This is a genomic window from Aurantivibrio plasticivorans (genome assembly GCF_055392955.1).
Genome location: NZ_AP036020.1, coordinates 236,980 through 260,065 on the forward strand (window position 1 = coordinate 236,980; position 23,086 = coordinate 260,065).

General features: G+C 47.2%; 21 protein-coding genes and 1 other RNA gene. 12 read left to right on the forward strand and 10 right to left on the reverse strand.

The annotated features are described in order from the left end of the window. Nucleotides 1-468: 468 nt before the first annotated feature. The 4 genes from ahcY to ACZ5NB_RS01065 form a co-directional block, all read right to left on the reverse strand. Complete coding sequence (ahcY, locus tag ACZ5NB_RS01050; RefSeq protein WP_460230996.1) at nucleotides 469-1,875, reverse strand: adenosylhomocysteinase; 1,407 nt, start codon at nucleotides 1,873-1,875, stop codon at nucleotides 469-471. A gap of 118 nt (nucleotides 1,876-1,993) precedes the next feature. Continuing rightward, nucleotides 1,994-2,314, reverse strand: a complete 321-nt coding sequence (locus ACZ5NB_RS01055) for a four helix bundle protein (protein WP_460230997.1) — start codon at nucleotides 2,312-2,314, stop codon at nucleotides 1,994-1,996. 72 nt (nucleotides 2,315-2,386) lie between these two features. Continuing rightward, the gene (gene metK / locus ACZ5NB_RS01060; protein ID WP_460230998.1) at nucleotides 2,387-3,541 is read right to left on the reverse strand and encodes a methionine adenosyltransferase; all 1,155 of its coding nucleotides are present in this window, start codon (nucleotides 3,539-3,541) and stop codon (nucleotides 2,387-2,389) included. Between the two features lie 28 nt (nucleotides 3,542-3,569). Then, entirely contained in the window at nucleotides 3,570-4,565 is a 996-nt protein-coding gene (locus tag ACZ5NB_RS01065) for an ArsR/SmtB family transcription factor (protein ID WP_460230999.1), read from the reverse strand. 290 nt (nucleotides 4,566-4,855) lie between these two features. Here ACZ5NB_RS01065 and tkt point away from each other — a divergent pair, with 290 nt between their 5' ends. From tkt to ACZ5NB_RS01085, 4 genes are all read left to right on the forward strand, one after another. Further along, nucleotides 4,856-6,847 (forward strand): transketolase, encoded by a 1,992-nt coding sequence (tkt, locus tag ACZ5NB_RS01070; protein ID WP_460231000.1) that lies wholly within the window; start codon nucleotides 4,856-4,858, stop codon nucleotides 6,845-6,847. Nucleotides 6,848-6,881: 34 nt separating this feature from the next. Beyond that, entirely contained in the window at nucleotides 6,882-7,922 is a 1,041-nt protein-coding gene (locus ACZ5NB_RS01075) for a type I glyceraldehyde-3-phosphate dehydrogenase (RefSeq protein WP_460231001.1), read from the forward strand. Between the two features lie 50 nt (nucleotides 7,923-7,972). Beyond that, on the forward strand, nucleotides 7,973-9,127 hold the full coding sequence (locus ACZ5NB_RS01080) for a phosphoglycerate kinase (protein ID WP_460231002.1): 1,155 nt from the start codon (nucleotides 7,973-7,975) through the stop codon (nucleotides 9,125-9,127). 78 nt (nucleotides 9,128-9,205) lie between these two features. Then, nucleotides 9,206-9,820 (forward strand): outer membrane beta-barrel protein, encoded by a 615-nt coding sequence (locus tag ACZ5NB_RS01085; protein WP_460231003.1) that lies wholly within the window; start codon nucleotides 9,206-9,208, stop codon nucleotides 9,818-9,820. 24 nt (nucleotides 9,821-9,844) lie between these two features. On the opposite strand, the gene ACZ5NB_RS01090 is transcribed toward ACZ5NB_RS01085, so the two are convergent. Then, nucleotides 9,845-10,330 (reverse strand): GNAT family N-acetyltransferase, encoded by a 486-nt coding sequence (locus tag ACZ5NB_RS01090; protein ID WP_460231004.1) that lies wholly within the window; start codon nucleotides 10,328-10,330, stop codon nucleotides 9,845-9,847. A 46-nt stretch (nucleotides 10,331-10,376) separates the two neighbouring features. Here ACZ5NB_RS01090 and ACZ5NB_RS01095 point away from each other — a divergent pair, with 46 nt between their 5' ends. From ACZ5NB_RS01095 to ACZ5NB_RS01110, 4 genes are all read left to right on the forward strand, one after another. Next, nucleotides 10,377-11,129, forward strand: coding sequence for a class I SAM-dependent methyltransferase (locus tag ACZ5NB_RS01095; protein ID WP_460231005.1), 753 nt, complete (start codon nucleotides 10,377-10,379; stop codon nucleotides 11,127-11,129). A 234-nt stretch (nucleotides 11,130-11,363) separates the two neighbouring features. Next, entirely contained in the window at nucleotides 11,364-12,173 is an 810-nt protein-coding gene (phaZ, locus tag ACZ5NB_RS01100; RefSeq protein ID WP_460231006.1) for a poly(3-hydroxyalkanoate) depolymerase, read from the forward strand. Between the two features lie 78 nt (nucleotides 12,174-12,251). Next, nucleotides 12,252-13,079 carry a hypothetical protein gene (locus tag ACZ5NB_RS01105; RefSeq protein ID WP_460231007.1) on the forward strand — a complete coding sequence of 276 codons (828 nt, stop codon included), beginning with the start codon at nucleotides 12,252-12,254 and terminating at the stop codon, nucleotides 13,077-13,079. 51 nt (nucleotides 13,080-13,130) lie between these two features. Continuing rightward, nucleotides 13,131-13,418: an encapsulin-associated ferritin-like protein gene (locus tag ACZ5NB_RS01110; RefSeq protein ID WP_460231008.1), complete on the forward strand. Its 288-nt coding sequence runs from the start codon at nucleotides 13,131-13,133 to the stop codon at nucleotides 13,416-13,418. Between the two features lie 259 nt (nucleotides 13,419-13,677). On the opposite strand, the gene argJ is transcribed toward ACZ5NB_RS01110, so the two are convergent. Continuing rightward, nucleotides 13,678-14,862, reverse strand: coding sequence for a bifunctional glutamate N-acetyltransferase/amino-acid acetyltransferase ArgJ (argJ, locus tag ACZ5NB_RS01115; protein WP_460231009.1), 1,185 nt, complete (start codon nucleotides 14,860-14,862; stop codon nucleotides 13,678-13,680). A 215-nt stretch (nucleotides 14,863-15,077) separates the two neighbouring features. Between argJ and fba the strand changes: the two genes are divergently transcribed. From fba to ACZ5NB_RS01130, 3 genes are all read left to right on the forward strand, one after another. Next, complete coding sequence (gene fba, locus ACZ5NB_RS01120; protein WP_460231010.1) at nucleotides 15,078-16,142, forward strand: class II fructose-bisphosphate aldolase; 1,065 nt, start codon at nucleotides 15,078-15,080, stop codon at nucleotides 16,140-16,142. A 291-nt stretch (nucleotides 16,143-16,433) separates the two neighbouring features. Continuing rightward, complete coding sequence (locus ACZ5NB_RS01125) at nucleotides 16,434-17,645, forward strand: tetratricopeptide repeat protein (protein ID WP_460231011.1); 1,212 nt, start codon at nucleotides 16,434-16,436, stop codon at nucleotides 17,643-17,645. A gap of 100 nt (nucleotides 17,646-17,745) precedes the next feature. After that, on the forward strand, nucleotides 17,746-18,735 hold the full coding sequence (locus ACZ5NB_RS01130) for an alpha/beta hydrolase (RefSeq protein ID WP_460231012.1): 990 nt from the start codon (nucleotides 17,746-17,748) through the stop codon (nucleotides 18,733-18,735). A gap of 29 nt (nucleotides 18,736-18,764) precedes the next feature. Here the strand turns inward: ACZ5NB_RS01130 and rpiA are convergent, their stop codons facing one another. Then, a complete protein-coding gene (gene rpiA / locus ACZ5NB_RS01135; protein ID WP_460231013.1) occupies nucleotides 18,765-19,442 on the reverse strand; it encodes a ribose-5-phosphate isomerase RpiA in 678 nt (225 codons plus the stop codon). A gap of 158 nt (nucleotides 19,443-19,600) precedes the next feature. On the opposite strand from rpiA, the gene ilvA reads away from it, so the two are divergent. Continuing rightward, the gene (gene ilvA, locus ACZ5NB_RS01140) at nucleotides 19,601-21,115 is read left to right on the forward strand and encodes a threonine ammonia-lyase, biosynthetic (RefSeq protein WP_460231014.1); all 1,515 of its coding nucleotides are present in this window, start codon (nucleotides 19,601-19,603) and stop codon (nucleotides 21,113-21,115) included. A 643-nt stretch (nucleotides 21,116-21,758) separates the two neighbouring features. Here the strand turns inward: ilvA and ACZ5NB_RS01145 are convergent. The 3 genes from ACZ5NB_RS01145 to ACZ5NB_RS01155 form a co-directional block, all read right to left on the reverse strand. Next, nucleotides 21,759-22,412 (reverse strand): 5-formyltetrahydrofolate cyclo-ligase, encoded by a 654-nt coding sequence (locus tag ACZ5NB_RS01145; protein WP_460231016.1) that lies wholly within the window; start codon nucleotides 22,410-22,412, stop codon nucleotides 21,759-21,761. Between the two features lie 45 nt (nucleotides 22,413-22,457). Next, nucleotides 22,458-22,635, reverse strand: a non-coding RNA gene (ssrS, locus tag ACZ5NB_RS01150) — 6S RNA. A 151-nt stretch (nucleotides 22,636-22,786) separates the two neighbouring features. Beyond that, nucleotides 22,787-23,077, reverse strand: a complete 291-nt coding sequence (locus ACZ5NB_RS01155; RefSeq protein ID WP_460231017.1) for a cell division protein ZapA — start codon at nucleotides 23,075-23,077, stop codon at nucleotides 22,787-22,789. Nucleotides 23,078-23,086: the final 9 nt, after the last annotated feature.

Consider the following 23,086-nt stretch of genomic DNA (forward strand, 5'->3'; position numbering starts at 1 on the left):
ACCAATAAATTGGATGGCTTCAGGCTTAATTGCAATTTCTATTATGATTTGCTTCGCGTTGGGGGGCGCATGTGCTTTCTGCATACTTGAGTAAGCAGAATGATGGCAACTCGATGTGCAATCATAGGGTTGTCCCTAAAAGCTATGGAGTATCAGGCTAAAGTAAAGTTTGCAGTATTTATATTTGTCGTTGTAACCAGGCCTTTTTGATAAGATTCCTAGTTTTAAGTTGGAGGCATTTATAAAAGCAGCTCCTGAATGGCAAGAACCTATTTGCATCCTCTCGGTAATGGGTGCTTGCTTTTAAATTAGATAGGTATGCAATAAGTCAATAACGTTTTTCTTCATTGCGAAAATGGCTGAAAAGCCACGTTTTCTGCATTTACAAAATTTACCAAAATAAGTTATTCAACTTATGAGGCAGTTTGTGTGTGCACAAACTGCCTCAGTACATTCCTAATTAGTTTTTTAGTACTTATAAGACTCAGGCTTAAATGGACCTTCTACATTGACGTTAATGTATTGGGCTTGATTACCCGTCAGTTTAGTGATGACACCGCCAAAACCTTCAACCATGTCTTGTGCTACTTCTTCGTCAAGCTTTTTAGGTAGCACTTTAACGTAGATGTTGTCTGCTTTCTCTGCTGCTGGTAGATCAGCGAACTTGGCTTCGTACAAATAAATTTGCGCGAGTACTTGGTTAGCAAACGAGCCGTCCATGATGCGTGAAGGGTGACCAGTGGCATTGCCTAGGTTAACGAGACGACCTTCAGAAAGAAGAATTAGATGATCGTTTGCAGCTTTATCGCGATAGATTTTGTGTACTTGGGGTTTAACTTCATCCCACTCGTAGTTTTCGCGCATGAACGCCGTATCGATTTCGTTATCGAAGTGACCAATGTTACAAATCACTGCACCATTTTTGAGTGTTTGGATCATCGCTGAATCACACACGTTAACGTTGCCCGTGGTAGTAACAACCAAATCAGTTGTGCTAAGAACTGCGGTATTAATATCTTCTACTTTACCAGTGTTGACACCGTCATTGTAGGGAGACACCACTTCGAAGCCATCCATGCACGCTTGCATGGCACAGATAGGATCGATTTCGGTGACTTTTACGATCATGCCTTCTTGGCGAAGTGAAGCGGCAGAACCTTTACCTACGTCGCCGTAACCGATAACCAAGGCTTTTTTACCAGAAAGTAAGTGGTCAGTACCGCGTTTGATCGCGTCATTCAATGAGTGGCGGCAACCATATTTGTTATCGTTTTTAGATTTAGTAACTGAATCGTTCACGTTGATGGCTGGAACTTTAAGCTCGTCTTTTTCCATCATTTCTAACAAACGGTGAACGCCGGTGGTGGTTTCTTCAGAGATTCCGTGAATGTCATTCAACAAGTCTGGGTATTTAGCGTGAACCATTTCAGTTAAGTCGCCGCCATCATCCAGAATCATATTCGCATCCCATACTTCGCTACTTTCTTTTTCAGCGAGAATGGTTTGCTCGATACACCACAAGAATTCTTCTTCGGTTTCACCTTTCCAGGCGAACACAGGAATGCCAGCGGCTGCAATCGCGGCAGCAGCGTGATCTTGTGTAGAGAAAATGTTACATGAAGACCAACGCACCTCAGCACCAAGATCGACTAAGGTCTCGATAAGTACCGCGGTTTGAATGGTCATGTGGATACAGCCCATAATTTTTGCATCTTTTAGTGGCTGCGCATCTTTATACTTGCGACGCAAAGCCATCAATGCGGGCATTTCGCCTTCAGCGATTTCAATTTCTTTGCGGCCCCACTCAGCGAGTGAGATGTCGGCAACTTTGTAATCAGAAAAGCCTGCGGCTTGTTGAGTAGCTGGTGATGTCATATTTGACTCCGGTATTTTGTGAGAAGTGAGATGTAAGACGTGAGATGAAAGGGCTTACATACTGACTTCGGTTCGTGTTCTTAGCATCTGAATAAGCGCATTCAGTTTTGCATAGGTTTTAATTGGTGCTTGAATAAACTTGCTGTAGCTGTTCTACGTAGCTCAAACGATTCGAGATTTGTAACTGGGTTTCCAGTTCTACAATCGAACCTCTTGCGATTCCCAAGAAGCGCAGGAATTCTTTCGTGCTTCCACGTGCTGAACCTTCAGCGATATTAGACGGGATACTAACCGCTGCCCGTCGCATTTGAGACGTAAGACCATACTTTTCAGTTGGAGGTAACGAAGCGGTCAGTTGATAGGTTCTCGTAACCAAGTCCATCGCATCCTGCCATACCTCTAGCTTTTCATGTTTCCGAGCAACTTTTTCCGTTTGCATAAAACTAAATCCTTTAGTTCAATAAAATCCCTTTCATCTCACATCCATCGTCTCACGTCTCCCGAAAAACCCCTACAGCGCGCTTTTCAACGCATCAACTTTGTCAGTTTTTTCCCAAGGGAAATCTTGATCTTCGCGACCAAAGTGACCATAGGCTGCGGTTGGCTGATAAATTGGACGCTTAAGATCAAGCATTGCGATTAAACCTTTTGGACGTAAATCAAAGTTGTCACGTACAAGTGTAGCAATGATTTCATCGCTGACTTTGCCGGTACCAAAAGTGTTGATTGATATAGATGTTGGCTCAGAAACACCAATTGCATATGACACTTGGATTTCACATCTATCGGCAAGACCTGCGGCTACGATATTCTTGGCTACGTAACGGGTCGCGTAAGCAGCAGAGCGGTCAACTTTTGAAGGGTCTTTACCAGAGAACGCGCCACCACCGTGCCGTGCCATACCGCCATAGGTATCTACAATAATCTTGCGCCCGGTTAAACCGCAGTCGCCCACTGGACCACCAATAATAAATTGACCGGTTGGGTTAATGTGGAAAAGAGTATCTTTATGCAACCACTCGGCAGGCAATACTGGTTTAATGATTTCTTCCAATACGGCTTCGCGAATATTCTCTTGAGAAACTTCAGGGTCGTGTTGAGTTGAAAGTACGACGGCATCAATGGCAACCGGTTTCCCGTTTTCATAACGCAAAGTGACTTGGCTTTTTGCGTCGGGGCGCAACCAAGGTAATACCTTGTCTTTGCGGAGCTTTGCTTGACGCTCTACTAAACGGTGCGAGTAATAAATAGGTGCTGGCATTAATACGTCGGTTTCATTGGTCGCGTAACCGAACATTAAACCTTGGTCGCCAGCGCCTTGATCCTTGTCGTCACCTTCGTCAACACCCATAGCGATGTCAGAAGATTGTTTGCCAATTGCATTCAATACCGCACAACTTGCACCATCGAAACCAACATCGCTTGAGTCATAGCCAATATCTAAAATGACATCGCGGATGAGATCTTCTAGGTCAACATAGGTGGAGGTGCGAACTTCCCCGGCCACAATTGCCATGCCGGTTTTGACTAAGGTTTCTACTGCGACGCGCGCGTCGGGGTCGTCTTTTAAAATAGCATCAACAACGGCATCAGAAATCTGATCCGCCATTTTGTCCGGGTGTCCTTCTGAAACAGATTCAGAAGTAAATACGGAATACTCTGACATGGAGGTTCTCCTTAAAATAAACTTGTCATTAAATTTTTAAAAAATGTCTGATTTGAATCTGGAAACCATTGCGAAGTGCAAAGAAAATACTTTGGCCTTCATTTAAACCTGCTTGCGCTGCCCACTCAGTTAAATCTTCGGGCTCAAAGCCGAGCCATAAATCGCCACAGGATTCTGTTACCCACTGTTGGTTGTGATGGCATAAATCGGTCACGATCAGCGCACCACTGTGATGAAGTAATTGTGTCGAATGTTGAAACAGTTCTGCAGGGTTGGGTACGTGGTGTAAAACCATGTTCATTACAATGCAGTCTGCTGTTAATGTTTTTTCAATAGCGACAGACGAGTCTCCCAGCACTAATTGCACATTGTCTAGGTGTTGTTGCTGGCACAACCGCTGGGCTCGATTCAACATATCCAGTGAATTATCTAGTGCTGTCACCTGGTTAAATTTCTTTGCCAATACGCTTAAAAACTCGCCTTCACCTGGGCCGATTTCTAGGCAGCTATGGGCTGTGGCGGGAACGACGCTGTTGAGAATGTCGCTGACTTGTTCTTTATATACGTCGTAACTCGCAATGAGGTCTTGTTGCTCTCGAAATTTGTTGGCGTTGGCTGCAAAAAATGCCTGAGAGTTACTAGCGCGCTCCCGTGCAACTGAGTTTAGTTGGTGTTGCACGGTCTCGCTCAGTTTGAGTTGATCGATGGTCTCAAAGAGCTGTGCGACAAAGCCGAAATGTGGGTGGTCTGTAGCTAAGTGCGATCGTCGGTAAAAAATGGAATTGCCTTCCCGCCGTGTAGCGACTAGCTCCCCTTGTGCCAACACTTTGAGGTGGTGGCTGAGGCCGGATTGTTTCAAATCAAGGATTTGGCATAACTCCAACACGCCATAAGAGCCCTGGGCAAGTACACGGAGAATCTCCAGGCGCAGAGGATCGGCAGCCGCTTTAAGCATCATGCTTAGATGGGCTGTTGGGTCGGGTTGAGCGTCGTTAATTGCTTTGCTGGGCGCTGGGGTGCTCACAGAATATTGCCTGGGTTGATCCAAACTCATTGCTGGTCGAAAGCGAAGTCTAGCAGAGCCGCCAACCTATATCAAAAAATATTGATATAGGTTTTGTGGGCGTCAATAGGGTGCGATCAACCCTACACCCTGCGCGGTCCGTGCTTGCACATCATAAGGCCATTAAATATCCAAAATAGCGGCTTCAGACCTTTACGCTACTGAGGCGGTAAGGGACAATACGCACCCTTTTTACTAGCCCAGATTTCACTCAGAATCGCCCAATCGCCGCTTTAGGAGTTTTGCCTGTTATGCCATCTCGAAACGAACTCGCCAATGCCATCCGCGCCCTCAGTATGGATGCTGTGCAACAAGCTAACAGCGGCCACCCCGGTGCACCGATGGGGATGGCGGATATCGCTGAAGTATTGTGGAATGATTATCTGAAGCACAACCCTACTAATCCTCATTGGCCAGATCGCGACCGCTTTATTCTGTCTAACGGTCACGGCTCGATGTTGCTCTACTCACTGTTGCATTTGACCGGTTACGATTTGTCGATAGATGACATTAAAAACTTCCGTCAAATGGGTTCCAAAACCCCTGGTCACCCTGAGTATCACGATGTCCCCGGCGCAGAAACGACTACTGGCCCGCTAGGTCAAGGTATTGCCAACGGTGTTGGAATGGCGATTGCGGAAAAAGTCTTGGCGGCACAGTTCAACCGTCCTGGTCATACCATTGTTGATCACAACACTTATGTGTTCCTAGGTGATGGCTGTTTGATGGAGGGGATCTCTCACGAAGTGGCGTCGCTGGCTGGCACGCAAGGTCTCGGTAAGTTGATTGCCTTTTATGATGACAACGGTATTTCTATCGATGGTGAAGTGGAAGGTTGGTTTACTGATGATACGCCAGCTCGCTTTGAGAGCTATGGCTGGCAAGTGATTCGCGAAGTCGATGGTCACGACTCCAATGCCATTAAAGCGGCTATTGATGCTGGTCGTGGCAACAGCGAACAACCAACACTGATTTGTTGTAAGACTGTTATCGGGTTCGGTTCGCCGAATAAACAAGGCAAAGAAGAATGTCATGGTGCCCCTCTGGGTGCAGATGAAATTGCACTAGCGAAGCAAACGCTGGGTTGGCCTCATGATGCGTTTATTGTTCCGGAAGAGATCTATGCAGATTGGGATGCGAAAGCAAAAGGTGCTGAAGATGAAGGCACCTGGCAGCAAGCGTTTGAATCTTATCGTAATGAGTATCCTGAGCTAGCAGCGGAGTTTGAGCGCCGTGTGATTCGTAACGAGTTACCAGAAGGATTTTCCGCTGCCGCTGATGCTTATATTGCAGAATGCCAGGCGGGCATGGAAAAAGTAGCCACCCGAAAAGCATCGCAAAATTGTTTGAATGCATACGGCCCGTTATTGCCAGAACTGATTGGCGGATCGGCCGATTTGGCAGGTTCCAACCTAACCTTATGGTCCGGCGCAAAAGGTGTAAGTAAAAACGACGCATCGGGCAACTACTTGTTTTACGGAGTACGCGAGTTTGGTATGACTGCCATCGGCAACGGCATTAGCTTGCACGGCGGTTTCGTCCACTACAACGCAACGTTCTTAGTGTTTATGGAATACGCACGCAATGCGGTACGTATGTCGGCGCTAATGCATCAACCACAAATCATGGTCTACACCCACGACTCTATCGGTTTGGGTGAAGATGGTCCTACGCATCAGCCTATTGAGCAAATTGCTAACCTCCGTAACACGCCGAACATGTTTACATGGCGTCCATGCGATTGTGTTGAATCGGCGGTAGCGTGGAAGCTAGCCATTGAATCTCAGCAGTCGCCGAGCGCGCTTATTTTGACTCGACAAGGTTTAGCTGCGCAGCCTCGTGATGAAGGTCAGGTCGCGGCAATTGCAAAAGGCGGTTACATCTTAAAAGACTGTAACGGCACACCGGATTTAATTTTTATTGCAACGGGTTCTGAAGTGGCGCTTGCTGTTGAAGCGGCAGAGCAAATGCCAGGCAAAAACGTGCGTGTAGTATCAATGCCCTGCGCTGAACTGTTTATGCAGCAAGATGCAGCCTATCGAGAATCAGTATTGCCAAGTGCTGCGCGCGCGCGCGTCGCTATCGAAGCTGCCCATGCGGATTACTGGTACAAGTTTGTTGGTCTTGATGGTCGCGTGATTGGTATGACAAGCTTTGGTGCGTCTGCGCCCGGCGATGTACTGATGAAGCACTTCGGGTTCAGCGTCGAGAACGTCATTAACACCGCGAATGACATTCTTTAACTATTAAGTAAGCTTTTAGGAAAAGCGCAGAATTATGCCAACACGCATTGCCATTAACGGCTTCGGAAGAATCGGGCGATGCGTGCTGCGCAGTTACTTTGAGGCGCGCAACCATTCCCCGCAGCAATCGGGTCTCGACGATATCGAAATCGTTGCCATTAATGAACTGGCCGATTGCAACACCATCGCCTATCTATGCAAGTACGATTCTACCCACGGCCGCTTCCCTGCCGATGTCCGCGTTGCCAACGATCTACTCACTATCGATGAGCAATGCATTCAGATTTTGCATAAAGAAAAGATTAGCGACTTACCCTGGCGAAGTTTGGGTATTGATTTGGTTTTGGAATGCACCGGTGAATATTCTGATAGAAGTACGTTGCAGCAGCACCTTGATGCGGGTGCGAAGCGTGTGTTGCTGTCTCAACCCGGTTCCAGTCAGGATGATGTAGATTTTACAGCCATTTTTGGTTGCAATGACCAGCACTTGAATGCGGAACACCAAATAATATCCAACGCTTCCTGCTCGACTAACTGTATCATTCCCGTGATAGATTCATTGCATCGCGCTTTTGGTATTGATAGCGGTGTGCTTACTACTATTCACTCGGCAATGAACGACCAGCCTGTCATTGATGCCTATCATCATACCGACCTGCGCAAAACTCGCTCCGCGATTCAATCTATTATTCCAGTAGAAACGGGGTTGGCTCAGGGAATTGATCGCTTGTTACCGCAATTGACAGGGTGCTTCGAAGCGCAAGCGATGCGTGTGCCCACTATTAATGTATCAGCGATTGATATGAGCGTAGTCGTCAAAAGCGACGTTGATGTGGCGTCGGTGAATGCAGTGCTTGCAGAGGCAGCGAGCAAGCAATACAAAATAGTTTTAGGTTATAGCGAAGAATTGTTAGCGTCTTGCGATTTTAATCATGATGCCCGCTCGGGGATCGTCGATGCGTTACAAACTCGCGTTGCGGGGCGACGCTTAGTTAAAGTGTTAGTGTGGTTTGATAACGAATGGGGGTTTTCAAACCGCATGTTAGATATGGTGCGTGTTATCGCTAAGCAATAGGGCTTAAGCGTAACTATGCGAAACAAGAGTTCAATAACGAGGGAGTCCGTATGGCCATCAAATTAATGAAAGATTTAGATCTTGCCGGTAAGCGAGTGTTGATTCGAGAAGACCTCAATGTGCCTGTCAAAGATGGCAAGGTGACCTCCGATGCTCGTATTAAAGCGGCTTTGCCCACTGTAAAACTGGCGATGGAAGCGGGTGCTAAAGTGATTGTCATGTCTCACTTGGGTCGTCCGACGGAAGGTGAGTACGCTGAAGAATACTCGATGAAGCCAGTGGCATCTTATCTTTCCGAGTTGCTTGGTTGCGACGTGCCGCTTATTAAAGAGTGGCAGGGCGGCGTCGAATTAGAAAATGGGCAAATCGCATTACTTGAAAACGTGCGTTTTAATGTCGGTGAAAAGAAAGATACAGATGATTTAGCCAAAGCGTACGCATCACTGTGTGATATTTTTGTAATGGATGCATTTGGTACTGCCCATCGCGCGCAAGCCTCTACCCATGGTGTCGCAAAATTTGCTCCTGAAGCGTGTGCTGGACCACTGTTGGCTGCTGAGTTGGATGCGCTAGAAAAGGCCTTGGCGAATCCGGCGCGACCTATGCTAGCGATTGTGGGCGGCTCAAAAGTGTCAACTAAACTCGAAGTACTGAATTCGTTAGCGGATAAGTGCGATCAACTTATTGTTGGCGGAGGTATTGCGAATACCTTCTTGGCGGCGACTGGTAAGCCAGTCGGTCAGTCGTTGTGTGAACACGATCTGGTGCCGACTGCGCAAGCGCTTCTCGAAAAAGTAAATATTCCGATGCCAACCGATGTTGTTGTCGGTAAAGAGTTTTCAGAGACAACTCCAGCAACGTTAAAATCAGCGGATGACGTGACAGAAGACGATATGATTTTTGATATCGGTCCGGATTCAGCTAATCAATTGGCAGCACTAATCAAAGAAGCAAAAACCATCATTTGGAATGGGCCGGTTGGCGTATTCGAGTTCGACGCGTTTGCAAAAGGCACTGAAATCGTATCAAAAGCAATTGCCGAAAGTGAGGGCTTTTCCATTGCGGGCGGCGGTGATACGTTAGCGGCCGTTGATAAATTTGGCATAACCGATAAAGTGTCATACATCTCAACGGGCGGAGGCGCTTTCTTGGAGTATGTGGAAGGCAAAACGTTACCCGCTGTTGCCGTTCTCGAAGGTAAATAGCATAAAGGTAAGTAATAACTCCTATCGTACTTCTAGAGCCGCGTTGCGCGGCTTTTTTACGATTTTAAGTGAGGGGATATGCAATACAGTATAAGAAAAATATCCAGTCGCATTCTCTCAGCAATAATGTTTTTCGTTATTGCTTCGAGCACTTATGCTGACATAGTGGGCTATTATGCCGAAGGTTCTTACGGTGAAACAATTGCGGACTATGAATTTTTTGACGATGTGAGTCCTTTCGAAGCCGATGGTAGTCATTGGGGGGTGTCGCTAGGCGTTCGCTTTAATGACAACATTGGGATAGAAACGAGTTATTACGATTTTGGTTCTGATTCGTCCTTGCTTCGAGATCGAATACCGCCAAATCAAACGCTGGATGCATCGTTTAAATATAATGTGCTTGGCGGTGCGGTGATTGGTAACTGGGCGCTCACTCCGCGCTGGTTTACTACTGCGAAGTTCGGCGTTGGTTTGTTTGACGTGGAGTCTGAATTTACGGTTACCGATACGCAAGCAAAATTTGATGGTGAAGATAAAGACTTTGGTTTCTACTATGGAGTGGGAATGTTTTACCGTTTTTCCCGCACTTACAGTATGAAGTTGGAATGGCAGCAATTCCGTTTTGATTCGCCCCTTTTTGTCGATTCGATGTTGGTGAATGCAGTGTCAGTGGGTGTTCGCTACTACATGTAGAATGCATGGCAATGGATGCAATATTTATTTTTCCGTCAGTGATTTTTCCCAAAACAATGCTTGCCCGGCTTGTGGGTCTAGTTCATAAGCGGTGAAACCCAGGCGTTGGTACAAACGTTGAGCGGATGTATTGGCAGACAATACTTCCAAGGTTAGTTTGCAGCAGTTGCGCTCATCTGCAATAACTTCCAGAGCGTTAAACATTAATGCTGCCAGGTGCTTACCACGAAACTGATTCAACACCACAACATCATGTATGTTGATGAGCGGTTGGCATTTAAAGGTAGAGAAGCCCTCGAATGCATTGAGTAATGCAACGGGTTGGTCATCAATATATCCGAGTAGGCTGATTGCATCGTGACGCTGACTCAAAGCGGTCACCAAATTGCTTTTGGTCCATTCGTTAAGCGGCTGACCGCCACCCATAGGGTCTCTCGCATAGTGATCAAGAAGCAACAGTAGATCTGCTGCATGCTGCGGGTTATTGTAATCGACGCGAACAATATTCATTTCATTTAACACCTGGACCGTTGGCCGTTAACCATAAAGTAAAATAATGCCGAAGTTAACCGATCAGTTTTCACAAGCCTCTAATGCTTACCGGGATTTTCGTCCCGACTATCCCGAAGCGCTTTATCGTTATCTTGCGACATTATCGCCTAGCACCGAACTGGTGTGGGATTGCGGTTGTGGTAATGGTCAGGCAAGTATTGCTTTAGCGGATCATTTTGATCGTGTTTTTGCAACGGATATTAGTGACAATCAAATTGCACACGCGACCTCTCGGCCGAATATTACCTATCGTGTTTCTCCTGCGGAGCACGTGGCTTTACATGATAGTAGCGTTGATCTGGTTACCGTAGCGCAAGCCATTCACTGGTTTGATCACAGCCGATTTTTTGCGGAGGTGAGTCGCGTGCTAAAGCCCGGTGGGGTGCTAGCGGCTTGGGGTTATCAGTTGTTACACACGGGTACTACCCTTGATGACATCGTTGCGGAGTTCCATTCGCAAGTCATCGGTCCGTATTGGCCAAAAGGTCGTGAACTATTAGATGAGGGCTACACTAAAATTCCTCTTCCCTACCCGCGTGAAAAGACACCTGCTTTTTCCATGGAAAAGCAATGGCACTTTGATCATCTTATTGGCTATCTAAATACTTGGTCGGCCGTTAAATCCTATGAAGCTGACAGGGGGCGCAATCCTGTCTCGTTGTATAGCGATAGATTTTTGCAGGCCTGGGGCGCTCCAGAGTCCGAAAAACCTGTAAGCTGGCCATTGATTTTGTATGTCGGCATAAAATCAGCGTAAGCTCGCCTTTATTAAAGACATTTTGCTTAATACGCTAATATTACGGCTATTCCTTCTCTCGTCACTAAACTCATTTGTCACATTTGCTCGCTAAGGTTGGTGCGCTCTGGTGGCAAGGCACAGCTTTTGCAGCAGCATTGTTAGTCGATACACAACGCTTGAATAAAGGCGTACGATTTAGAACTAGGTGCCTATAACGTCTTGGCAAAATAATGAGCCTTAAGGTGGTTACCATTGGTTGAATTCGAAGACAGTATTATCAAGGTGGATAGGCTGAAGATTCGTGTGGTGCGCAAGCTTGTCCCTGATCGCACAGGGCCGCCTTTGCTACTCTTTAACGGTATTGGAGCAAACGCAGAGCTACTAAAGCCACTCATGGAAGATCTTGAACCAATTGAGTGCATAACCTTCGATATTCCTGGAATTGGCCAATCTCAGGGCACGCTCCTGCCCATGCGCTTTAAGCAGCTCAGTCGCTTGGCCGCAAAAATTCTCGATTATTTTGATTACGGTAATGTTGACGCGCTGGGTGTTTCTTGGGGTGGTGGTTTGGCCCAAGACTTTGCCCGCCAACACCAAACACGTTGTCGCCGTCTAATTCTTGCCGCCACATCGCCAGGTGTGGTCATGGTGCCAAGTAAGCCTTCGGTTTTCATGAAACTATCAACCCCTAAACGCTATCTAGATGAAGAGTATCTAATGGAGGTTGCTCATCATATTTATGGTGGTGTCTTGAGAGACGAGCCGGAGCGAGTCCAGGAGTTTGCCGAACACATCAAGACAGCAAAATCTGGTCGTGGCTACCTTAATCAGTTGGCTGCAGTGGCCGGGTGGACGAGTATCCACTGGCTGCATAAATTACAGCAACCCACGCTAATTCTGGCGGGAACGGATGATCCGTTAGTCCCTTTGGCAAATGGAAAAATTCTTTCCGCGCGTATTCCGAATAGTATCTTGGTGGAGATTGAATGTGGTCATCTTTTGTTGCTAACCAAGCGGGAAGAAGTCGTCCCGAAAATACTGACATTTTTGCAGTTTGAGTAATTTATCGACCCTCTTAACAATAGATGTTCAAAAATTAACTAACACCAGGGTTTATGCCCTCATAATGGTTAACAGCTTATGTGGATAGGATTTCTATTATTATTGGTTTACTTGGTATGGGCTGCTTGGATTTGGCGTACAGCGCCCCCCGTTGTTTCTGAAGAAGAAACGCAAAAAGAATCGTTTCGCTATTACTATACAACGACACCTGTTCGTCGATTTGTCGTGATGAATGGCTCTTGTCTGTTATTTGCCATTTTATTTTGGGTCATTACCTACTCAGTGGCTGACGTGATATGGCGCAAAGTCTTTCTCAGGTTCTTCAGCGATGATGGTGCTATCCACATATTTCTAGTGATGTTAATAGCGATTGCGGTGATCTCGTTGATGCGGCTGCCGAAATTCAAGCAGCTAACGTATGATGTGTGTTGCTTTTTTCAGCGCTTACAATATTTTCCTATGCTGCCTTCTATCAGAGAGGAGTCTTTGATAGAGCAGCTCTCAAGTTTACCTATGGGGGTGGTGCCTAAAGAAATTGAGGAGCGCCTGTTGGTAAACCCTATTGAAGTTGACTCACACTATGAAACGGAGATGGTGAACGAATTTCGTCGTCTCGAAGTCATTTATAAAGAGCTTGAGCAATTGGCCGCTACTCACAAGGGCATTGTTAAACGTTTTTACTTCGGCAGCGACTGGGAGTTGATTCAAAACAAATTTAACGGTATTCAGCGGTTAATGCACTCTGATAATATTGCGGTGAGTAAAAGTTTGGGACGTAAAATCCACGGTTGTTTATATCTCTGCTACAGTTTGCTAACGCGAGTGATTATCGAAACCAGTGACTCGCCAGAAGAAAGTAAAGCGCTATTTAAGCAGTACGGCTTCGACGTTGACGTCACTCCGTAACGCGTTTTTTAAACCATTAAAAAAATACTGACTATAAGAATAGGAGTAAACATGTCTAACGAAGGTTATCACGAACCTATTGCTGAACTTAGCGACGAGACCCGCGATATGCATCGCGCCATCGTGTCGCTGATGGAAGAGCTCGAAGCTGTTGATTGGTACAACCAGCGTGTCGACGCGTGTAAAGATCCTGACCTGAAAGCCATACTTATTCACAATCGCGACGAAGAAAAAGAGCATGCGGCGATGACGCTTGAATGGATTAGACGTAAGGATCCGGTTTTTGATAAAGAACTTAAAGATTACCTCTTCACCGATAAGCCTATCGCTCACAAGTAAAACGCTTTCCGGCCCGCTTCGCACGCGGGCCTATTTCACTGCTTACCTCTTTAAATAGTTTGCCGACTTAGTGATCAAAACGAATCCCAATACAACTAGTCTCGCGAATCGCTCATGAGCATTCGATGGCTAGTGCGCAACGCTAATCAGTCAATGCGGTGGGTGTAGAGCACAGGTAAATAACACGCTAGCAAACAGCAGGTTATTTCAGGAACGTGGCCAGTGCTCCTAAATAAAGCTCAAAAAAATGCGATTTAAATTAGGTAGTGTAATGCGCATTTACATCGACATAGCCTTCCGTTAAGTCGCAGCCCCAAACCGTTTCGCTACAATCACCTTCACCTAAAATAATTTCAATAAACACTTTGTCGCGCTGCAACAGTTTAGAAATTTGATCCAATGGGACGCTATCGCTGTCGAGCATTTTGGCGGTAATCGACAAACGCTCTTCGCCTTGGCCAAACCAAATTTTTAATTGGGTGATGTCAACTTGATATTGAAACACTTTGCCAATTGCCATCACAAAACGACCCCAGTTTGGGTCGGCGCCATAAATGGCTGTTTTAACTAATGGTGAGTTCACACAGGCTTTGGCGGTAAGTAAGGCTTGTTCCGGCGTTTCTGCGCCAGATACTTTTAGTTCGATTAACTTGCTTGCGCCTTCACCGTCGCGTGCAATTTCTTTGGCTAAGTAAATTGCCAGTTCAGCAAGCTTTTCTTCAAAGGCTTCGAGGTCGACACTGCCTGCTTGACCATTCGCTAGGATCACGACGGTATCGGATGTCGAGGTGTCGCTGTCGACAGAAATACGATTAAAAGAGCGATTGACGACACGCTTTAACATTACTTTCAGGGCCGATTCGGGTATCTCTGCATCGGTGGTGAAGTAACTCAGCATGGTGGCCATATTAGGTTCGATCATGCCTGCGCCCTTGGCGATCCCGAGGATGGTGGCGTCACCCACTTTGCCACTGATGATTTTTTCACGCGTGTCGGTGGTCATAATCGCTTTGGCGAAATCTTCCATATGCTGTTGTGAATACCCAAAAGCGGCCTTCAGGTTTTCGCAACCAGACTCGATTACCGACATAGGTAGGCGTCGACCAATCACACCGGTAGACGAGGGTAGAACCTGATCTAGTTTGATGCCACACTCTTCAGCAACCCGCTGACAGATGCGGCGAGAGTCTTCAATACCGCGCATCTCCGTCGCGACATTGGCGTTCTTGGAGTTCACGATGATGGCCTGTAGCTCGCCATTAGCAACGTGTTCCCGGCCAACGATCACAGGTGCTCCCGGCATGGTGTTACGTGTAAAGACCGCAGCTGCGGTGCAGGGGGCGTCGGCGAGTATGCCGCCAAAGTCCTTGGTATCGTCTTTGATGCCGATGTTCTTGCCGAAGTACTGAAAGCCTTGCGGCAGGTCAAAGGTACTGGTTGTCATAATGGCTCCACATAAATATCGTTAACTGCGGCTGTTGCCAAGCCTGTTCGCTGGCTAGCCTAACCCTTGTAGTCTATGGGGTTACCTCTGTGCTTGTCGATGGGCGCGAAGTGGGCTGCGTTACTTGCGTCTCTCAACTTGCGAAACGGGGGCTGGCATCTTACCATTCTCTGCTAACTTTCAAGATTTAACTTTGCCTGCAAGGATTACTTTTTATGGCTCTTATCAGCTTACGACAACTATTGGACCACGCTGCCGAGAACGGCTACGGGGTGCCAGCGTTCAATGTGAACAACCTGGAACAAATGCGTGCCATTATGGAGGCTGCTGACCAGACCAATAGTCCAGTGATTGTTCAGGCTTCAGCGGGCGCTCGAAAATATGCCGGTGCGCCATTTTTGCGTCATTTAATCCTTGCGGCGATCGAAGAATTCCCTCATATCCCTGTTTGTATGCACCAAGACCACGGTACCTCGCCGTCTGTCTGCCAGCGCTCACTTCAGTTGGGTTTTAGCTCGGTGATGATGGATGGTTCATTGGGTGAAGATGGCAAAACACCGACTGAGTATGAATACAATGTCGAAGTGACTCGTCGAACTGTGGAAATGGCGCATGCCTGTGGCGCGTCAGTTGAGGGAGAGCTTGGCTGCTTAGGATCCTTAGAAACGGGTGAAGCAGGTGAGGAAGATGGTATTGGTGCGGCAGGTAAATTGAGCCACGATCAAATGCTGACTGATCCAGAAGAAGCCGCTGACTTTGTGAAGAAAACTGAGGTAGATGCGTTGGCGATTGCTTGCGGTACCTCTCACGGTGCATATAAATTTACGCGCCCACCCACGGGCGACATTCTTGCGATTGATCGCATTAAAGAAATCAACAAGCGTATTCCGAATACTCACCTGGTTATGCATGGTTCGTCCAGCGTGCCACAAGAGTGGCTAGCGATTATCAACGAATACGGTGGTGAAATCCCAGAGACTTACGGCGTACCGGTTGAACAAATTTGTGAAGGTATCAAACACGGCGTGCGCAAAGTGAATATTGATACCGACTTGCGTTTGGCATCAACAGGCGCTGTGCGACGGTTCATGGCGAAAAACCCCGCTGAGTTTGATCCGCGAAAATACCTCAAAGAAACAGTTACAGCCATGAAAGATATTTGTGTGGCGCGCTACGAAGCCTTTGGCACTGCGGGTAATGCTTCGAAGATTACACCCATTAGTTTGGAAAAAATGTTTGAACGCTATGAGTCCGGTGAATTAGTACCAAACGTGAAGTAAGATCTACGTAATTCGGCGGCTGCTTTTAGTAGCCGCTGCTATTTCCGCCGATGTTTGGCGTCCTTGTAACGAATGACAACAATAAAACGCACAGTTACAACCCAATAACAGTTACAACCCAATAACTGCAAAACGTTTGAAGAACGTAGTCAATACATCGACATATGCCCTGATTGACCGGCGAGCTAACAATAAGAACTACTGCCGTTTCTATCAGTCCAACTAGCCATGTTCTTCTATAATTTGAAATAAACAGCCGTGCACTGTTGAAACTTGATCTGGGAGTTTGCTGTGAACGACCGGTACCTGTTACACATAATAAATATACCGCATCATTGCATTGCGCTTGTTGTGTTTTGCTTGGCTGGTTTTGTTGTTGGCTGCAGTAACGCACCAATAGTTGTCGTAGAGCCGCCTAAGCCTGAAATTCTCGAAGCGGTCATGACACCACCGCCTGATATTCCCGAAAGCTTGTTAAACACGCCCGCTATCGAGTTGCTCCAAATAACCCCCGGGATGCGTAATGTGTTACGTGATCAAGTGGGTGACGTGCCATCGGAAGATGCGAGGCTGGAACGGCTGTTTAATCTTTTACGTTATAGCCCAGACTTTAATATTCGCTACGAAGCTGATGCTACCCTCACTGCGCAAGAAGTGTTTTCGCAGCGCCGTGGTAACTGCTTAGCGTTTTCTGCGATGTTCGTTGCTATGGCGAGAGAGCTGGGTTTGAATGCGAATTTTCAAGAGGTGGATGTGCCTCCTGCATGGGATGCAGTCACTCAGTCAACCCTGGTGCAATACCGTCATGTGAATGTCAGTGTCGACTTGAAACGCGGTGGCAATGGCATTATCGACTTCCGTGTTGATCGCTATAGCGAAAATTATCCGCAACGTATTGTCTCTGACCAAACAGCATTGGCTCATTACTACAGCAACCTGAGTATGGATTACCTGGTTGCTGAGGATTTACAGCGTGCTTATGTTTATGCCAACAAAGCGATAGGTGTTGCTCCAGATCGTGGTTTTATTTGGAACAACATGGGCATCATCCAGCGCCGCCTTGGGCATATGAGTTTAGCCGAAGCGAGCTACCGGCACGCTTTACAGCTCGACCCTGATGACTGGTCTGCACTAAATAATCTTGCGGTTATTTTTGAATTTCAAGGTGATACGGTTGAGGCGGAGCGGCTGCGAGGCCTTGCTGAAGACTTTAAACTGCGTAATCCCTATTATCGTTTTGCATTAGCACAACAAGCTTATCGCAAGGGAGAGTTTCAAACAGTGGTCGAGCAAATGGATATCGCTATACGCCGACACAGTGTTGAGCATCGATTCTATTATTTGCGTGGCTTATCCTTGTGGGAGTTAGAGGAGCGTGATGCGGCTATCAAAAGCCTACGTCGGGCTATTAAACTGGGCAAGGCTGATGGTGCATCGGTCGGTACGACATTTCTCGGTGAATACGAGCAACAGTTATCACATTGGTTAGCTGATAGGGGTTAGTATTAGTGTGCAAATTGCTATACTCCTGATTCTAACGAGCCAGCTTTGTTGGGTGACTCACTTTCTCTTTAGCTTTTCTCTTATTAATTGAAGAACCCCTATGTTCACAGCGTCATCTGCTAAAAAGTTGGCCTCTTCATTGAAGCCCTTATCGTTTGATATTGATTCCGATAAAAATAATATCCGTTCGCCTGAGGTGCAGGCATATCTTGATCACTACAAAATAAATTTTTCAAAAACGTTAGAGGGTGTGCTTCATGGCTTTGGTAGTTTTGAGGTAGACGGATTTGCTATCGCTGCCCATTACTGGTTGCCAGAGATGAGTCGAGGCACTATTTTCGTGTGTCATGGCTATTACGACCATGTAGGATTATTTAATCATCTCGTGCGTTTTTCGTTGCAGAACGATTATGCGGTAGTGGCTTGTGACTTTCCCGGTATGGGGTTAAGCAGTGGCCCACGCTCATCCATTGCAAGCTTTGACACTTATCATGCGGTGCTCGAAGCGGCGATCGAAAAGTTTCGTCATGTGATGCCATCACCTTGGTATGCTGTGGCACAGAGTATGGGGAGTGTTGCAGTAGTACAGCACTTGTTGACGACCACAAATCCTGTGTTTGAAAAATCAGTACTATTGGCGCCCTTGGTGCGATCTCGAGGGTGGGTTAGAGATCGATGGGTCTATGCAATCGGGCGTTTTTTCTTGCGGAGTTTGCCGCGGGTCTTTACCGACAACTCACACGATGAGGTTTTTTTGCAGTTTTTAAAAAAGTCCGACCCACTACAAGATCGTCGTTTGGTTGTCAGATGGGTGGGGGCGATGAAAGAATGGATCTCCAAAGTTGGAAAGTTTACTCCAGTGGATACGCCCGTTCTTATTATCCAGGGTGATGACGACCATACAGTAGATTGGCAATATAATTTATCGGCGTTACAAACTGTGCTGCCCAGCGCAGTGATCAAAATGGTTCCACAGGGTCGGCATCACTTAGTCGGTGAAAGCGCGCCTTACCGCGCACAAGTATTCGCTGGGATTAAATCGTTTATTGATAAGCCTTATGGTGTTCACGTTGAGGGAAGCGAGCAATAGAGTTTTGCTCGCTAGCGCCGGGTGCCGATCTACTTTTCTGCGCGCTTTTCGATAACCCCGTTTGCTGTGCCCAGCAACAATACGTCCGCAGGTTTCTGAGCAAATAAGCCGTTGGTCACCACACCAACGATCTGATTAATGGCTGCTTCGAGCTTAACCGCGTTGCGAATTTCTAAATGGTGGCAGTCAATAATGACGTTACCGTTATCCGTAACAACCCCTTCACGGTATACCGGGTCAGCCCCTAATTTAACAAGCTCTCTGCCAACGTAGGAGCGTGCCATAGGGATGACTTCAACAGGTAAAGGGAATGTTCCAAGGCAGTCTACCCACTTGCTTTCATCTGCGATACAAACAAACTCTTGGGCCACGGCAGTGACGATTTTTTCCCGTGTTAGGGCTGCGCCACCGCCTTTAATTAATTCTAATTTAGCGTTGCTTTCATCAGCCCCGTCAATGTAAATGGCGATATCGCTTACATTGTTGAGATCGTAAACATTGATGCCGTGGCTTCTTAAACGCTCGGCGCTAGCTTCCGAGCTTGCTACGGCACCATCGAAATACATTTTTACGCTAGCCAGCTCATCAATAAATAAGTTGGCAGTAGAGCCGGTTCCTATTCCCAGTATGGTATCGCTGTAGAGCTTTGGTTTAACGTATTCTAGAGCGGCTTTCGCAACGGCTCGTTTGAGTTCATCTTGTGTCATGCGTACCTCGGGTTCGTCGGGAATAGCGAGTTGCGCATTATAGCCTGGATCCTATGCTCTAAGCAGCTAGTGCAGTAAAACTCCATGACTTCAAACAGTGCATGCTTTACCATGCCGCTTTATATAATTGCTCTCACATTTTATCGATCATTTGCATCATGCCTCAGTCCTACGTAAAGCGCATTTTAGATGCGCGCATCTACGATCTCGCTGTCGAAACTCCGCTTGATACTGCACGACTTATGTCGCGCCGTTTGAACAACAATGTGTTGTTTAAGCGCGAAGACTTACAGCCTGTGTTTTCTTTCAAAATTCGTGGCGCATACAACAAAATGCTCCAACTGACTGAAGAGGAGCGTAGTAAAGGTGTAATAGCGGCATCGGCGGGTAATCATGCTCAAGGCTTGGCGCTGGCTGCGAACCATTTGGGGGTCCCGGCGGTCATCGTGATGCCCCGCACCACCCCACAAATTAAGGTGGATGGTGTGCGCCGCAACGGCGGCAAGGTTGTATTGCACGGGGATGCCTATGACGATGCGTTCGAGCATTCACAAAAGCTTATTGCCGAAAAAGGGTATACCTACATTCATCCTTTTGATGACCCTGATGTCATTGCGGGGCAGGGGACTGTGGCGGTGGAATTACTGCGGCAGCATCCAGGTAAAATCGATGCCGTCTTTATCCCAGTGGGTGGCGGAGGCTTGTGTGCGGGGATGGCGGCCTACATCAAATATATCCGCCCGGAGACGAAAATCTTCGCGGTTGAAGCTGAGGATTCAGCCTGCTTGAAGTTGGCTATGGAGAAAAACCGCCGAGCAATCCTGCCTGAAGTTGGCATCTTCGCCGATGGTGTTGCGGTTAAGCAGATCGGCAAAGAGACCTTTCGCGTCATTCGTAAATCCATTGATGGTGTGATCACGGCCGACACCGATGAAATGTGTGCAGCGATCAAGGATATCTTCGAAGATACTCGCTCCATTGCTGAGCCAGCCGGTGCATTGTCGTTGGCGGGGCTCAAGAAATATGTGGCAGAAACGGGTTGCGAAGGGCAAACCCTGGTGGCTATCGACAGTGGTGCGAATACTAATTTTGATCGCCTGCGCTATATCTCAGAGCGGACTGAAACGGGTGAAAAGCGCGAAGCCGTATTAGCAGTGACATTGCCTGAGCGTCCCGGCGCCTACAAAAAGTTCTGTCGTGACCTTGGTAAGCGCAGTATCACCGAATTTAACTACCGCTATGCGGATCAAGAGCAGGCTCATGTGTTTGTGGGTATTCAAGTAAGCGAAGACCCAACCGACCGTGAATCACTGGTGGCTGGGCTACGTAAAAAAGGCTATGCCGTTGAAGATCTCACTGACAACGAAATGGCGAAACTGCATATTCGTCATATGGTAGGTGGGCGCGGGAGCCAGGTGCAGGACGAGGTGATCTATCGGTTTGAGTTTCCTGAGCGCCCAGGTGCGTTGCTGAAGTTTTTAACCCATCTCGCGACCGGCTGGAATATCTCGATGTTTCACTACCGTAATCACGGTTCCGCTTTTGGTCGTGTTTTGGTTGGGCTGCAGGTACCGAAGGCTCAGCAGGCCGAATTGAAGCGGTTTCTCGCTGACTTAAATTACCCATTTTGGGACGAGTCTGAAAATCCGGCTTATAAGTTGTTCCTGAGCTAGCGTATCGTTTGAGTTTTACGCCTCTTTTTGGTGATGTTGGCCCCAATCTGGGGCCCTCAAAGGTTCAGGTTAGGGGCTTGAGCTAGCTGCAGTAAGAGCGTTTGGTTTTCGATTTCTATTTTTTATATCATTTCAGATATATAAAACCCTGCTATTAATATAACTTTGTGATCTAGAACGCAAATTGATCACTTTTCTCTGTTGGCTTTATTTTTGCTCGCTATACTGAAACCAAATGAGAAGTTGGATTTAGTTCTCATGCTAAAGTTTGGTTTTTGTTGGATTTTATTGTATAAAGTTCGGCCCTTCAGAAACAACGATTACAACGAAGGTAGGTTCTTCCTATGAAAAATGACATTTTAACTATTGCAGTTATTGTCTTCTTCGTGGGAGTTTTGGTCAGTAGTGTCGGGTTCAGTGATGTCTTCGAATCCGAAAAAGAACAACATACTCCCTCAGCGTTGCACCAAGGTGTAACACTACGTTGAAGATTAACGTTCAACTCGGGAAGCAGTTACATTAGGACGTGAACCATTGCTTGAAGTCAGAATCTTGGGGTATTCCTGAATTCAATTAAAGTAATGGAATAACATATCAGAAGACGGCGCTCACAAGGCGCCGTTTTTTATGTGCGCAAATTGCTCTATGGCTTTCGGCGTAGATCACCGGCAAGAAAATTGTCACTGGCTAGAGACCCAGGCGCGATAATGCGGCCGTCGCTAATGATGCCGTCTAAGGGGATGTCCCAGCTTTCTACCGGTAGTCTGTCCACCTCTTGGCATTGATGGGCTAAGCCAATTAATAATGGCTTCTCCCCTTCAGCCTGGTCTGCTTTAAACGCAAACGTACGATCATAGAATCCCCCGCCCATCCCGAGCCTTTGCCCCCAATGGTCGAATCCCACTAATGGCATAAACACAATATCGAGTGTCTCTGTTGCGATGGGTTCTGTCGTGGGTTCGGGTATTCCGAAGCGATTATTGTCGAGTGATGACTCTGCGTCGTAGGGCGCAAACTTCAACGTTCCAGCATGATGTGGATCCAGTACCGGCAGAAAGCATTGCTTGTCCATCCCCAATGCGCGTTTCCACAATAAGCTCGGGTCAATTTCACCATCATTGGCTAAATACAGTGCGATACGGCGTGCGTGAAGAAACACGGGTTGGCGCGAGACCAAGCGATCAAGCTCAATAGCGGCTTGAAGTTGCTGGTGGGTTGTCAGGGTGCGACGCTGCATACGAAGCTTCTGACGCAAGTTTTTGCGCTGAATAGATAGCGTTGATGGGAGGTTGGTCATGCGTATGAGTAATGACGAAAGCGCCGGTAATTCATAGCGCGATAGAAATGCCCCGAAGGGTGCCGCTGTCAATGTTGCCTTGAACCGTAACGGTTCAAGGTGGTGATCCCTGTAATACATTAGGCTTTCCGTCTCGCGGACATGCACACAGTATCAGCAGAAGATCCCCGGGTAGGTATTATCGGCTCAAGGACGTCTCGACTGGCGAACACCTCAGGGATTAAACACAGTATAACGCTAGCCTTGCTCGGCTGTAAGGGGATGCTGAGATTTTATTGTTTGGAGAAACGAAAATTTGATAACACTTGCGCTGTATCACTGGCAGGCATGGTTATGCACGGTAGTGGGCGATCGTCCGTTGTGCAGAGTGGTGGCTATTTGCTCAGCGCAGCATCCAGCGTATCGACGAGGCTCTTTAGCTTGTCGCTATCCAAGTCTGCAGACGCTGATGACTCTTTCGCGAGCATCAGCTCGTAACTTAAATTGAGTGCGGCCATGATGGCGATTTTTTCCAGCCCAATTACATTGCCAGTTGAGCGGATGTCACGTAGGCGCTGATCCAGCTGGCGGGCGGCGGACTGCAAAATGGCCTGTTCTTCTGGTGGGCAAGCAACTTGATAGTCTTTATCGAGCAGATTGACGGCGATAGTCGCATTGTCAGTCATGGTGTATTC

Excerpts from the sequence above, each read along its gene's own strand:
- ahcY (WP_460230996.1), bottom strand. The coding sequence starts at position 1,875 with ATGACATCACCAGCTACTCAACAAGCCGCAGGCTTTTCTGATTACAAA.
- ACZ5NB_RS01055 (WP_460230997.1), bottom strand. The coding sequence starts at position 2,314 with ATGCAAACGGAAAAAGTTGCTCGGAAACATGAAAAGCTAGAGGTATGG.
- metK (WP_460230998.1), bottom strand. The coding sequence starts at position 3,541 with ATGTCAGAGTATTCCGTATTTACTTCTGAATCTGTTTCAGAAGGACAC.
- tkt (WP_460231000.1), top strand. The coding sequence starts at position 4,856 with ATGCCATCTCGAAACGAACTCGCCAATGCCATCCGCGCCCTCAGTATG.
- ACZ5NB_RS01075 (WP_460231001.1), top strand. The coding sequence starts at position 6,882 with ATGCCAACACGCATTGCCATTAACGGCTTCGGAAGAATCGGGCGATGC.
- ACZ5NB_RS01080 (WP_460231002.1), top strand. The coding sequence starts at position 7,973 with ATGGCCATCAAATTAATGAAAGATTTAGATCTTGCCGGTAAGCGAGTG.
- ACZ5NB_RS01085 (WP_460231003.1), top strand. The coding sequence starts at position 9,206 with ATGCAATACAGTATAAGAAAAATATCCAGTCGCATTCTCTCAGCAATA.
- ACZ5NB_RS01090 (WP_460231004.1), bottom strand. The coding sequence starts at position 10,330 with ATGAATATTGTTCGCGTCGATTACAATAACCCGCAGCATGCAGCAGAT.
- ACZ5NB_RS01095 (WP_460231005.1), top strand. The coding sequence starts at position 10,377 with ATGCCGAAGTTAACCGATCAGTTTTCACAAGCCTCTAATGCTTACCGG.
- ACZ5NB_RS01105 (WP_460231007.1), top strand. The coding sequence starts at position 12,252 with ATGTGGATAGGATTTCTATTATTATTGGTTTACTTGGTATGGGCTGCT.
- ACZ5NB_RS01110 (WP_460231008.1), top strand. The coding sequence starts at position 13,131 with ATGTCTAACGAAGGTTATCACGAACCTATTGCTGAACTTAGCGACGAG.
- argJ (WP_460231009.1), bottom strand. The coding sequence starts at position 14,862 with ATGACAACCAGTACCTTTGACCTGCCGCAAGGCTTTCAGTACTTCGGC.
- fba (WP_460231010.1), top strand. The coding sequence starts at position 15,078 with ATGGCTCTTATCAGCTTACGACAACTATTGGACCACGCTGCCGAGAAC.
- ACZ5NB_RS01130 (WP_460231012.1), top strand. The coding sequence starts at position 17,746 with ATGTTCACAGCGTCATCTGCTAAAAAGTTGGCCTCTTCATTGAAGCCC.
- rpiA (WP_460231013.1), bottom strand. The coding sequence starts at position 19,442 with ATGACACAAGATGAACTCAAACGAGCCGTTGCGAAAGCCGCTCTAGAA.
- ilvA (WP_460231014.1), top strand. The coding sequence starts at position 19,601 with ATGCCTCAGTCCTACGTAAAGCGCATTTTAGATGCGCGCATCTACGAT.
- ACZ5NB_RS01145 (WP_460231016.1), bottom strand. The coding sequence starts at position 22,412 with ATGACCAACCTCCCATCAACGCTATCTATTCAGCGCAAAAACTTGCGT.
- ACZ5NB_RS01155 (WP_460231017.1), bottom strand. The coding sequence starts at position 23,077 with ATGACTGACAATGCGACTATCGCCGTCAATCTGCTCGATAAAGACTAT.